Below are 13,246 nucleotides of genomic sequence, written 5' to 3'. Positions count from 1 at the left end.
ACCGCCTTTCGTTCCGGCCGCCGTTGGCGCGCCCCGGAATGCGATACGTGCAGGTCATCAGCTTTTCTGTCGCCGCCAAAACCCAGCTTTGCCCATGAGATGGATTTTTACGGCGTTGATTTTCTGGGTGATGTGCGGGTCGGTGGCTGCTCGGCAATCCTATTGGGAGGTCGATTATGATTCGCTGACCCGCGCCCTGCCGCAACAAACCTCCGATACTGCCCGCCTGCGGGTGGTGCAGCACCTGCTCGACCTGCACCCCACCAACGTGCAGGCCCTGCCCTTGCTCGACCAACTGCTGCGCCTGAACCAGCAGCTACAACTGCTGGATGCGACCCCCTACCGCCACCTGCGCAACGGGCTGGTGCTCTGGCAGCAGGGCGGCGCCGACGCGGCTGCCTTGGATACCATGAAAGTAGTCGTGACGGAGTTCGACCGCCTGGGCCGTCCCATTCCGTGGCTGCTGATTGACCTGGTGACGCTCTACAACCGCCTGAACCGCCCGGACGCCCGCAAGCGCTACTACGAGGAAAAATTGGCGTACTACCGCCTGCGCGGGGCCACCGAAAACGTGGCCGCCTGCTATGTATCGCAGGGCGGCTACTACCGGCGCATGGGCGACTACAACCGCACCCTAAACAGCGCGCTGCGCGCCGCCGACCTGGTGCGCGCCTACGACCGGCCGCTCTACGTGCGCGAGCTGCTGGTGGCCGGGGCCGTGTACGCCGACTGGGGCAACCGCGCCAAGGCCGTACAGTACCTGGGCCAGGCCCTGCGCCTGCCCGCGTTTCGGCGCATCCAGGGCATGGAGCGCGTGTTTACCTTCCTAGCCTTGTCGCGCCTATATGCCGAGGGCGACCACCCCACCACCGCCCTGCGCATGGTGGACTCGGTGCTGGCCACCCGCGGCGGCGATGCCGCCGAGCGCAAGCTCAGCCGGGCCTATGCGCTGGTGCAAAAGGGCCGGGTGCTGCTGCAGATGCAGCGCGTAGGGCCGGCCGGCGAGCTCCTGAAGCGCGCCCAGCAGCTCGATGACTCGCTGCACATCCCCATGTCGGGCAAGCCCGGCGAGTTTGAGCTGGATGCCGCCTGGGCGAGGTACTACACGGCCCGGCACGACGATGCCCGCGCCGAAAGCCATTGGCTGCAAGCCTACCACAAGGCCACGGCCGCCCGCATCGAGCGCCTGCGGCCCGAATATTTGAAGCAGCTTATCGCCTTTTATGATGACCGCAACCGGCCAGCTGAGGCCCAACGCTATTCCCGCGCCTACATAGCCCTGACCGACACGCTGAATGCCGCCCAAAACACTTTTCACGTGGCGCAGTACGAAAGCGAGCGGACGGAGCAGGCCCAGAACGCGCAGATTGCCAGCCTACAACAGGCGCAGGCCGTGCAGGCCGTGCGCCTACGCCTGGGCCAGTGGCTGCTGCTGGGGGCCTTGGTAACCGTGCTGCTGGTATCGGGCCTGGGTCTGTTTATCTACCGCCAGCTACAGGTGAACCGGCGCACCCTGGCCCAGCTGCGGCAAACGCAAAGCCAGCTGGTGCAGGCCGAAAAAATGGCCTTTCTGGGCGAGCTCACGGCCGGCATTGCCCACGAGCTGCAAAACCCGCTCACCTTCATGAAAAATTTCGCCGAAGTCAGCACCGACCTCGTGGAGGGCATGAACGGCGAAAGCAACGGCCAGGCCCCGGCGCTGGAAACCGAGATTCTGGCCGGCCTGAAACAGAATCTGCAGCAAATCAGCCAGCACGGGCAGCGCGCTTCGTCCATTATCAAGGACATGCTGGAGCACTCGCGCTCCGGCACCGGCCAATGCGTGCCCAGCGACCTCAATGCCCTGGCCGCCGATTCGCTGTCGCTGGCCTACCAGGGCCTGCGCGCCACCGACAAAGACTTTTACGCCACTCTGAGCAAGGAGCTTGACCCTCGCCTGGGCCTGGTGGCCCTGGTGACGCAGGACATGGGCCGCGTGCTGCTGAACCTGTGCACCAACGCCCTGCACGCCGTGCGCCAGCGCCAGCGCGACCTGGCCCGGCAGGCAACCGGCGGGCCCGTCAGCTACCAGCCCACCGTGACGGTGCGCACCCGCCGGCCCACCGGTAGCCCAGTGGTAGAAATTCTCATTTCGGACAATGGCACGGGTATGCCGCCGCAGGTGCGCGAAAAAATCTTCCAGCCCTTCTTCACCACCAAGCCGCCCGGCGAGGGCACCGGCCTGGGCTTGTCGTTGAGTTACGACATTGTGACCAAGGGTCACGGCGGTACCCTCACCGTGGAAACCCGCGAGGGCGAGGGCACCGAGTTTCTGATTACACTACCCGCCTGAGCCGTGGATAAGTCAGCCAATCGGACGCGGGGTGCCGCCAGCTGGACCAGCCGCCTGCGCCGCACGGTGCGGGCGTGGGGCCTGTGCGGAGTCATGGCCGGCGGCTTGCTGCTGAGCGCGTCTGTGCCCGCGCACGCTCAGTCGCAACTCCAAACCCACGCTATCGATAGCCTTCGGGCCGAAGTGCGCGCCAATCCCCAGCCCGACGCCGCGCGCGTCAGAAGCCTCAATGGCCTGGCCCTGGAGCTGCGCAACAAAGCTCCGGATGAGTCGGCAGCCTTATTTGAGGAAGCGCGCCAGCTGGCGCAACTGCTGGGCTACACCGCCGGCGCGGCCGAGGCCGAGCTGGGCCTGGGGTTTTATCATCGCCACCGCAGCGAATACACCCTGGCTGAAAGCCTTTCGGAGCAGGCCCGGCACGACTTTGAGCTGAGCGGCGACCGGCTGGGGCAAACCCGCAGCCTCTACAACCAGTCGAGCGTGTACTCGGAGCAAGGGCTGTATGCCAAGTCGTTGCAAGCCAACCTGCGGGGGCTGGCCCTGGCCAAAGCGGCCCACAGCCAGAAGTGGCTGGCCTTTCTCAATACCCAACTGGGCATTACCAGCACTTACCTGCACGAGTATGAAGATGCCCGGCGCTACCTTATGCAGGGCCTGCGCTGGGCCCGGCGCTCGGGCGACCAGAACGGCATCGGGCATGCCTACACCGGGCTGGGCAACCTGTACCGTGCGCAGGGCCAGTGGGCGGCGGCCCAGCGCAGCTACGAGCAGGATGCCAGCATCTTCCGGCGGACCAATGACGAAACCGGGTTGATTTTTGAGGAAATTAACATCGGCGATATGGAGGAGCGCCAGGGCCATTACCCCGAAGCGTTTGCCAACGCCCGCCGCAGCCTGCAGCGTGCCCAGCGCCTGCAAACCGTGGGCGAAGTGCCTCGGGCACAGATCGTACTGGCCCGCGCGTTCCTGCATACCGGCCGCCCCGATAGCGCCATTATCTATGCCCTGCGGAGTTTGCAGGCAACGCGCCGCAGCGGGGCCCGGCAGTACAGCCGCGATGCCAGCCAGATACTAGCCCAGGCCTCGGCCCGGCGCGGTGATTTCGCGGCCGCCTACCGCTACGAGGAGTTGTTTGGTGCGTACCGTGACAGCCTTAGCAGTAGTGACTTGCAGCGGCAGGCTGCCGTGCTGGAATACCGCGCCGAGCTGGCCAAAAAACAGGCCCAGATTGGTATACTCACCAGCAATAGCCGGCTTATCCAGACCCGCAACCGTCAGCAGGGCTGGCTGCTGCTGGGGGCTCTGCTGGGCCTGGGGGCCGTGGGCACCCTGAGCGCCGTGCTCTGGCGCAACAACCGGGAAAAGCAGCGGGCCTATGCGCTGCTTAAGCAGCAGCAGGACGAGCTGCGCGCCGCCCAAAGCCAACTGGTGGCCGCCGAGAAATGGGCTTTCGTGGGCGAATTGTCGGCCGGCATTGCCCACGAGCTCCAGAACCCGCTGGCGTTCATGAAAAACTTCGCCGACGTGAGCGTGGGCCTGCTCGACCACAGCCCCAACGCGCAGCCCGCCGGCCTGGAACAGGAAATAATGGCTGGCCTGAAACAAAACCTGCTCAAAATCAGCCAGCAGGGCCAGCGCGCTTCTGCCATCATCACCGACATGCTGGCCCATGCCCGCACCGGCACCGCCCCGCGTGTGCCCACCGAGCTCAACGCCCTGGTAGCCGAGGCCCTGGCGCTGGCCTACCAGGGGCTGCGCGTGCAGGATGCCACCTTCCACGCCACGCTGGTGCAGGACTTTGCGCCCAATCTGGCCCCGGTGCCCGTGGTGCCGTCCGACCTGACCCGTGTGCTGGTGAACCTGTGCACCAATGCTTTGCATGCTGTTCGCCAGCGCCAGCAGGAAGGAGGCGCCGCGGCAGCCTATCAGCCCACCGTGACGGTGTGCACGCGCCAGACCGCCGCCGGCGCCATCGAAATTACCGTGCACGACAACGGCACGGGCATGCCGGCGCATATTCGCGAAAAAATCTTCCAGCCCTTTTTCACTACCAAGCCGGTGGGCGAGGGCACGGGGCTGGGCCTGTCGCTGAGCCATGAAATAGTGACCAAGGGCCACGGCGGCACGCTGACCGTGGAAAGCCAGGAAGGCGAAGGCACGGAATTCATCATCAGCCTGCCGCCGGGCGGCAAAGCCTAACGGCCGGGGCAGTACATTTCTATCCGCTTGGGCGGAGCCAAAACCCGATACGAAGAAAATTCGGCCGCACTGCCCAACTTTGTAGCGGCCCGCGTGCCCCATCTGCTCTACTTTCTTGCTTCTGCGCTCCTTTTTCTATGGCTCACTCGGCTGGTTACGGCGACCTCTTCTTCCTGGCCCCGATGGCGTATGGCATGGCACGCGGCCTGAGCCGGTTTCTGGACCTGCCGCAGCGGCTGCCCCGCTGGAACAAAGCATTAAACTACATCTGGGCGCCGGCGGCGTTGTTGTTTGTCATCTCCCTGGCCTTCAATTTCAAGTCGCCGATTTTGGGCGATGTGTACTGGTTGCTGGTGCTGTTTGGGCTGCTGGGCGTGCTGCTGGCCCTGCGGCACTACCGCCCGGCGCGCACGCTGCTGTTTGCCATGGCCCCGTTTGTGGTCTACAAGGTGCTCGAAATCATTATCGAAGACTCCAATGGCAAGATTCCCAAGAGCTTCGATGCCTTCCTCGATACCACGCAGGGCTTCGTCATTATCTGGCTGATTACGTTTATTTTCATTGCCCGCAGCCAGAAAAAGCAGCTCGAAAAAGAGCAGGCGCTGCGCGAAGAAGAAGAAAAAGCCAAGCGCCTCATTGAAGCCCAAAACGCGGAGCTGGAGCGCCTGGTGGCCGAGCGCACCGTCGCCCTCACGCACCAGGCCCAGGAGCTAAGCAGTGCCCTGGTAGAATTGCGCACTACCCAGGCCCAGCTCGTGCAGTCCGAAAAAATGGCCAGCCTGGGCGAGCTCACCGCTGGCATTGCCCACGAGATTCAAAATCCGCTCAACTTCGTCAACAACTTCGCCGACGTGAGCGCCGAGCTCATCACGGAGCTCGAAGAAGAGCAAGCCAAGCCTACCCGCGACCTGGAGCTGGAAGCCGAGCTGCTGGCCGACCTCAAGCAAAACCTGCTCAAAATCAGCCAGCACGGCGGGCGGGCGGCCAGCATCGTGCGCGGCATGCTGGAGCACTCGCGCACCAGCTCCGGCGAGCGCACCCCCACCGACATCAACCAGCTGGCCGACGAGTACCTGCGCCTGGCCTACCACGGCCTGCGCGCTAAGGACAAAACCTTCAACGCCACGCTCAAGCCCGATTTCGACCCCGCCCTGCCGCCCGTTGAGGCCATTGCTCAGGACCTGGGCCGAGTGCTGCTCAACCTCCTCAGCAACGCTTTTTACGCCGTGCGGCAGCGCCAGCAGCGCGGCGCCGAGGCCGGCTACGCGCCCACCGTGGGCATCAGCACGCGGCGGGTGGGCGACAAGGTAGAAATCCGGGTGCGCGACAACGGCCAAGGCATACCGGAAGCCGTGCGGGCCAAAATCTTCCAGCCCTTCTTCACCACCAAGCCCACCGGCGAGGGCACCGGCCTGGGCCTGAGTTTGAGCTATGATATTGTGACCCAGGGCCACGGCGGTACGCTCTCCGTCACGTCGCAGGAGGGCAGCTTTACAGAGTTTCTGATTAGCTTGCCTATTAATCAAGTGGGCTAAATTGCTCGCTATTGTCTCTTTCTGGTTCTACCACCAGCCCCCAATGCTAAGCCGCTGAACTATGGCGCATACTTAGCGGTTAGGGCTGGGCTTTGGCCTGCTGCTTAATTGAATAAGTGCCGGCTTTCATTGTTTGTCTTTCTAAGAACCGGTTCGTTGATTTCTCTTATTACCCGGGTTTCAGCTTTTCGCAGGCTCGGCTGGCTGGGCATATTGCTGGCCGTGCTGCTGGCTGGCCCAGGGCCGGCGGCGGCTTTTGTCCCTTCGCCTGGCGCGGCCGTGGACAGCCTGCGCCATCTGCTGACGCTGCCCCAAACCGACTACGACCGGGTGACGCTGCTTTGCCAAATCAGTGACCAGCTCTGGACCCAGCACACCGATTCGGCCGCCGTGTATGCCAACAAAGCGCTGGCCCTGGCCCGCCGCATCCACTACCAGCAGGGCGAGGGCGCGGCCCTCAACCGCCTGGGGGCCGCCCTGCGCGAAAGCAACCTGGCGCGCTCGCTGGAGGTGTTCCAGCAGTCGCTACGCATCGCCGAAGCTACTCATGACCAAGGCCTGATAGCCCAGAACCTGCGCAGCATCGGCATCATCTACGTGTATTTGCGCGACAAGCGCCAAGGCTTGGGGTATTACTTCCGGGCCCTGAAAATTGGCGAGCAGCTGCACGACGAGCACCGGATGGTGATTGAGCTAAGCAACATCGGGCTGGCGTATGATTTGTTCGGCCAGATTGACTCGTCCCGGATTTATCAGGAGCGCGCCTATGCCCTGGCCCGCCGCCTGCACACGCCCACCAACTACATTCTGTACGGCCTGGGCAACGTGGCCCGCAAAAGCGGGCAAGTGGCGCAGGCCCGCACCTTCTACCGCCAAAGCATTGCCGAATCGAAGAAGGTGCACCACCTGCGCAGCCTCAATTTTGCCTACGTGGGTTTGGCCGAATTGTATCAGAAAATAGGCCAGGCCGATTCCAGCATTTACTACGCCCGGCTGGGCTGCCAGGCAGCTCAGACCAACGGCTTCCTGCGCGGCGTGCTCAACGCCAGCACCCTGCTCACCCAGGATTTTCGGCAGCGCGGCCGCCCCGATAGCGCCCTCAAGTACCAGAGCCTCATGCTGGTGATGAAGGACACGCTGTTTGGCCAGGAGAAGGTGATGCGCCTGCAAAGCCTCAACTACCGCGAGCAGCAGCGCATGCAGGAAGTGGCTGCTAGCCAAGCCGCGCTGCGCGCCCGCTACCGCACCGCCGGGCTGGTGGCGGGGCTGGTGGGCCTGCTGGTGCTGGCCTTTATTCTGGCCCGCCACGGCCGCCAGGAAGAGCGCGCCCGCCGGGCGCTGGAGCAGTCGCTGGCCGAACTAAAAACCGCCCAGGACCAGCTGGTGCAGCGCGAGAAAATGGCCTTTCTGGGCGAACTCACCGCCGGCATTGCTCACGAGTTGCAAAACCCGCTCAACTTCGTGAAGAACTTTGCCGAAGTCAGCACCGAGCTGGTGGACGAAATAAACGGCGACCCGCAAAACCCCACCCGCGACACCACCCTGGAACGCGAAATCCTGGACGGATTGAAGCAGAATCTCAAGCAAATCAGTCAGCACGGGCAGCGGGCTACGTCCATCATTAAAGGCATGCTGGAGCACTCGCGCACCGGCACCAGCCAGCGCCTGCCCACTGACCTCAATGCCCTCATCGAGGAAAGCCTGCGCCTGGCCTACCAGGGCCTGCGCACTAAGGAGAAGAACTTCACCGCCGAGCTCATCACCCAGCTCGACCCCGCCCTGCCGCCGGTATCGGTAGTGCCGCAGGACTTGAGCCGAGTGCTGATTAATCTGTTTACCAACGCCTTTCATGCCGTGCAGCAGCGCCAGCGCCAGCACGACGGGACCGGGGGCGAGTACCAGCCGGCCCTCACGGTGAGCAGCCGGGTGGTGGCGGGGCAGGTTGAAATCAGTATTCGCGACAACGGCACGGGCATGTCGGAGAAGATAAGAGCCAAGGTGTTCCAGCCTTTTTTCACTACCAAGCCGGTGGGCGAGGGCACGGGCCTTGGCCTGTCCATGAGCCACGAGATTGTGACCAAGGGCCATGGTGGCACGCTGGCCGTGCAAAGCCGCGAGGGCGAAGGCACCGAATTCATCATCGGCCTGCCGGCCTAAGCCGCCCCGCGCCCTACCTTTGGCCCGACTAATTTCCCCGCCTCCGCCCCATGCAAATTCTGGTTGTTGACGACGAAACCGATGTGCGCGACCTGTTTCTGCAGCGCTTCCGCCGCGAAATCCGCAGCGGCGAGATGAGCTTCAGTTTCGCCTTTTCGGGCGAGGAAGCCCTGACCTACCTGCGCGCCCACCACTCCGAAGTCCTCATCATTCTCTCCGACATCAACATGCCCGGCATGAGCGGCCTCGACCTGCTCGGCCACGTCAAGGAGGAGTTTGAAATGCCGCCCACCACCATGATGATGATTACGGCCTACGGTGACAACGCCAGCTACCAGCAAGCCATGAGCCTGGGCGCCAATGATTTCCTGACCAAGCCCGTGGATTTTGCCGTGTTGAAAGAAAAGCTTCAGCACCTGCTTCCGTAAGAGAGCATCCGAGCACAGGCTGTCATTCCGACGAAGGAGGAATCTGAGAAAACCAAGTAGTGAACAGTCCTCAGATTCCTCCTTCGTCGGAATGACAGCGGCCACATGAGTGCCATCCTTTTCTGACGTATTTTCGTCCAATTATTCGCCTTCTGCCAACCCCTATGAAAACCAAGATTCTGGTGGTCGATGACGAAGCCGACCTCGAACTGCTTATCAAGCAGAAGTTTCGGCGCAAAATCCGGGAGAGTACCTACGAGTTTCTCTTCGCCACCAACGGCCAAGAAGCCCTGGAGCGCATCACCGAAAACCCGGATACCGACGTCATCCTCAGCGACATCAACATGCCGGTGATGGACGGCCTCACGCTGCTCACGCGCACCCACACCGAGCACCCGGCCATGAAAACGGTCATCGTGTCGGCCTACGGCGACATGGGCAACCTGCGCACGGCCATGAACCGAGGCGCGTTCGATTTCGTGGTGAAGCCCGTCGATTTTGCCGACCTGGAGCTGACCATCGAAAAAACCGCCGACCAGGTACGCCAGCTGCGCGACACCCTACGTGCCATCCAGGAAAATAACATCCTGAAGATGTATGTGGATGAAACCGTGCTCAATTTCATGACGCGGCCCGACTTCGAAAACCGCCTCCTGGCCTCCGAAACCGTGGAAGCCACCGTGGTTTTCCTCGACATCTGCGGCTTCACGGCCCTGGCCGAAAAGCTGCCGCCCACCGACGTAGTAAGCCTGCTCAATACTTATTTTGACCTGGTGGTGAAGGAGTTCATAGCCCAGGGCGGCCACGTCGACAAGTTCATGGGCGACGCCGTGATGGCCGTATTCCGCGGCGAACACCACCTCGACCGTGCCATCGATGCGGCCCTCTCGGCCCGCACCGCCCTGCAGCAAAGCCAAGCCCCGCTGCCCCCCGGCTTCGACTACCGCCCCCAAGTGAGCATTGGTGTAAACACCGGCGAAGTCGTGTCCGGCAACATCGGCTCGGCTTCCCTCAAGCGCTTGGATTACACCGTTATTGGCGACGTGGTAAACATGTCGCAGCGTCTGCAGTCGGCCGCCAAAGCTGGCCAGATTATTATCAGCGAAGCCGTGTACGAGCGGGTGAAAGAGTCTTTCCACTGCCAGTTTGTGAGCGAGGTAACGCTGAAGAACAAGGCCCTGCCGGTGAAGATTTACGAGGTGGTGGAGTAGATAAACATCTGTCATCCTGAGCGGAGCGAAGGATGACAGATGTTTACCCTACCAAATCCCGCATCTTCTCGTTTTGCGTCCTGATGCGCTGGCACAGCATCCGCAGGATGTTGCGTAGCACTTCGCCGCGCTCCTCCATCACGTCGTAGAAATCTTCTTGGTCGATACGGAAAGCCAGCACCTCGCTCAGGGCCGCCGCCGTGGCCGAGCGCGGCTCGGCATCGAGCAGGGCCAGCTCGCCAAAGAAGTCGCCCGGCCCGAACGTGGCCAGCTGCTGCGGGCCGTTGAATACGCCCACTTGGCCATCGTGTACAATGAAAAGCGAGGTGCCAATGTCACCTTTGGCAAAAATCTCCTCGCCCTCCCGGAATGTCACTTCCTTCATGATGGGCACGATGCTGCTGAGCACGTTTTCGGGCGTGGTGGCAAACAGGGCGGTGCTTTTGAGCACCACCACCCGCTCCAGAGCGGAGATTTTAGACTCAGTGGTCGCGTGCGAATGGCTCATGACGGGCAGGTTGAGGGCGGATAAGGGCTGGCCTCGGTGGGCCGCCAGCGCGGCAGCAGCCAGTTGGGCGCTTTCGCGCAGCAGCAGGTAATGCGAAGTGAGGTAGGGGCGCAGTAGTTCCAGCGCATCGGGTTCGGTGGGCTGCCAGTGGCGCAGGGCCACGCTCAGCGTCCACGACGTGAAAGCGGCATGGCCGCGCCGCAGCAGCAGCGTGGGCAGGGGCTCGGAGGTGGGCGGCACCTCGGCCACCAAGTGCGGGGGCGGGGCTACCGCGCTGCCCGCTGCCGAGGCCGCGCCCATGGCCACCATCGGGTGCGGCCGGGCGGGCGCACTACGCGCCGTGAGGCTGGCAAACAGCCGGGCCTTTTCCGCCACCGGCGAATCATCAAGCAAAGCCTGCAAGCCCTGATAAATGGGCCGCGGAATAAGGTTGTCGAGAATTTCGAGGGCGTTGGCCTGGCGCTCGCGGGCGGCGTGCGCCACGTTGCGCTGCGCGGTGGCCACCAGCTCGGCATCGTAAAGCTGGGCCAGCAGGCCAAACACGCGCTGGTGCAGCAAGGTCAGCTCGTAGTCGATAGTGGCTGCGAAGTGCTTGCCGCCGGTATTCACCAGCCCCTGCAGCAGCTGCGCGGCCAGGGCAAATTCTTCGCGCAGCAATTGCTCGAACACCGGCCGGTCGGCCGTGCGGGCCGGGAAGCGGCGCAACGCTCGCAGCGCCACCCCGCGCGAAAACAGGTGCGGGTGCCGGGCCAGCTCCACCAGCGCGGCGCGGCTGGCCGACGTATCGAGGCGCTCCAGCACCGAAGCCAAGCGCTGCGGGTGGGCGGGCTCCGCGTCGTGCAGCAGGGCCTCGCGCACCAGCGGCACCACGGCGGGGCCCAGTGCCACAAGGCTATCGGCGGCCGTTTGCCAGCGGTGCTTGTCGTTGATGGCCGTCAGCAGGTGGTGAGCCAGCTCGAGATGCCCCGTCGCACCGATAGCGCGGAGGGCGGCCTGTGCTACTTCCACTTTGGGACTGGCTAGCTGGCGTTTGATTAACTCGTTCTGAATATCAAGTGGAAAAAACCGAAGCAAAGCCAGCGCGGCCAGTTCGGCCGTGGGGCCAGGGTTATTTCCCGCACCCGGTAGCAGGCGGTAGAGGCTATGCTGGGCGGCCTCGTGCTGAGAATCTGCTTCCAGACTGCCCCGAATGGCTCCCTGGCGGGCAGCCAAGTCGTCGGCGGTGAGCAGGGCGGCTACGGCCGGCGCGTCGGGAATCGCGGCGGCCAGTTGATGGGCGGCGGCTTCACGCACGGCGGCGGCGGGGTCGCGCAGGGCCAGGCCCTGGAGGGCTTCTACGGGCAGGGGGCGGGCTTCGGGCGTGGCCAGCAGGGCCAGGCGCACCCGCTCGTCGGGATATTCCAGCAGGCGCGGGGTGTGCTCGGGCAACGACTTGGGCTCGTGCTTGCGCAGCCAAGCCACGGCATTCAGTACCTCGGTGGGGTGGGGGCTGAGCAGATGAGCCAGCACCACGTGGCGGGCCGCATCGGGCAGGGCCAGGTCGGCGGTTTCGGCGAAGCGGCGGCCTAGGCCTTCCTTCAACTCGGCCAGATAATTCAAGTAAGTGCGGCGCAGAAACAGCAGGGATAACAGCAGCAGCGCGCCCATCCAGAAGAACGGCAGGCTGCCATCGAGCAAACCCGACGAGCGCAGCGCGAAGAACAGCACGCCCGTCAGCGCCATGCCCACCGGCTCGTAAAAGCCCTTGGCCAACGTGTGAGCAGCTAGCCGTTGCGGCGGGGCCAGCGGCTGAAACAGCACCAGAAACACAGGGTCGAATACGGTGCGGCGCAGCACTTCGAGCAGCAGGTACAGCCCGCAGTAGAACGCCAGCTGCCCGGTGGCCGAGTAGCCGCTGGCTACCTTGTAGCCGCCAAACACGGCCAGCGCTACCAGCGCCACCACCGGCAGCAGCCGCAACGACCATTGCACGCCGTAGCGCTCCAACGCCTGCCGACTCACCAGCAGCTTGAAGAATGTGGCGGCTAAGTACGTGGCCGCCAGTATCCAGCCTACCGACTGCATCACGTCCTCCGAAGCATGAAATTTGTGCTTCACGTTCAGGAAAAACATGTATTCCACGGCCGTAATCACCCCCGCGATGGTCACCAAGCTCAGGCACATAGCCAGCACCAGCTGGCTGCCGCCGAACAGTTGCTGCACCAGTTTCTTCTGGGGCCGGGCCACCGCCCGTACCGGCCGCGCCGTAGCCTCCACCACGTGCGAGCTAAGCGTGGCGCGCAGCGTGAGCAACGCCCCCAGGTAGGCCACAAACGACACACCTAGCAGCACTGGCAGCTGCGCGTCGCCGTGAATGAGGGCCGCCAGCACTGCGCCTAGAGCCTTGGCCGGCATGTCGCCCGAGCTGATGATGCTGAACAGGCGCTTGCTTTGCCGCACATCAAACACCACCGCCGAAACGCCCCAGAATTCGAGATTGGTGAGCAAGTAAATGACGCGGTAGCCGGCCATAATGGCCACGGCCGCCGCCACCGAATGCCCCAGCACCACCAGCACGCCCAGCACGCCCACCAGCGCCACCACGGCCAGCAGTACGCGTACGGCCAGTTTTTTCAGCAGGTAATGATGCTCGAAATGGGTGTAAACCTTGCCCACGGCCATCATGGCCAGCGCGCCCACGATGTAGCCCAGCGGCAGGCTGTGCTCGGGGTTGTGCTCGAGCAGCAGCACATTGGCCGCCACGTACACCAGCACCGAGCCAATGCCAAGCAGGAAATTATGCAGCAAAAACAGCCCCACAGTGCGGGTTTCGCTGGCTTTGATGCCGAACAGGTTTTGCAGAGAAGCGGCCGAAATCATGCAGAAAAGAGGCCGGG

At 63.5% G+C, this 13,246-nt stretch carries 7 protein-coding genes; 6 read left to right on the top strand and 1 reads right to left on the bottom strand.

Annotated features, from left to right (window positions below):
• Window positions 1–94 precede the first annotated feature (94 nt).
• From I7X13_RS21560 to I7X13_RS16375, 6 genes are all read left to right on the top strand, one after another.
• Window positions 95–2,332 (top strand): tetratricopeptide repeat-containing sensor histidine kinase, encoded by a 2,238-nt coding sequence (locus I7X13_RS21560; protein WP_233454818.1) that lies wholly within the window; start codon window positions 95–97, stop codon window positions 2,330–2,332.
• Window positions 2,333–2,335: 3 nt separating this feature from the next.
• The gene (locus tag I7X13_RS16395) at window positions 2,336–4,531 is read left to right on the top strand and encodes an ATP-binding protein (protein ID WP_198076303.1); all 2,196 of its coding nucleotides are present in this window, start codon (window positions 2,336–2,338) and stop codon (window positions 4,529–4,531) included.
• 137 nt (window positions 4,532–4,668) lie between these two features.
• A complete protein-coding gene (locus I7X13_RS16390; protein WP_211532092.1) occupies window positions 4,669–6,066 on the top strand; it encodes a sensor histidine kinase in 1,398 nt (465 codons plus the stop codon).
• A gap of 156 nt (window positions 6,067–6,222) precedes the next feature.
• On the top strand, window positions 6,223–8,223 hold the full coding sequence (locus I7X13_RS21555) for a tetratricopeptide repeat-containing sensor histidine kinase (protein ID WP_233454817.1): 2,001 nt from the start codon (window positions 6,223–6,225) through the stop codon (window positions 8,221–8,223).
• A gap of 50 nt (window positions 8,224–8,273) precedes the next feature.
• On the top strand, window positions 8,274–8,651 hold the full coding sequence (locus I7X13_RS16380) for a response regulator (RefSeq protein ID WP_198069951.1): 378 nt from the start codon (window positions 8,274–8,276) through the stop codon (window positions 8,649–8,651).
• Window positions 8,652–8,815: 164 nt separating this feature from the next.
• Window positions 8,816–9,862: an adenylate/guanylate cyclase domain-containing protein gene (locus I7X13_RS16375; protein WP_198069952.1), complete on the top strand. Its 1,047-nt coding sequence runs from the start codon at window positions 8,816–8,818 to the stop codon at window positions 9,860–9,862.
• Between the two features lie 43 nt (window positions 9,863–9,905).
• Here the strand turns inward: I7X13_RS16375 and I7X13_RS16370 are convergent, their stop codons facing one another.
• Window positions 9,906–13,229, bottom strand: coding sequence for a cyclic nucleotide-binding domain-containing protein (locus tag I7X13_RS16370; protein ID WP_198076302.1), 3,324 nt, complete (start codon window positions 13,227–13,229; stop codon window positions 9,906–9,908).
• Window positions 13,230–13,246: the final 17 nt, after the last annotated feature.

It is taken from the genome of Hymenobacter negativus (genome assembly GCF_016056375.1).
Taxonomy (GTDB): Bacteria; Bacteroidota; Bacteroidia; order Cytophagales; family Hymenobacteraceae; genus Hymenobacter; species Hymenobacter negativus_A.
This window is presented reverse-complemented; position numbering and strand designations above follow the sequence as displayed.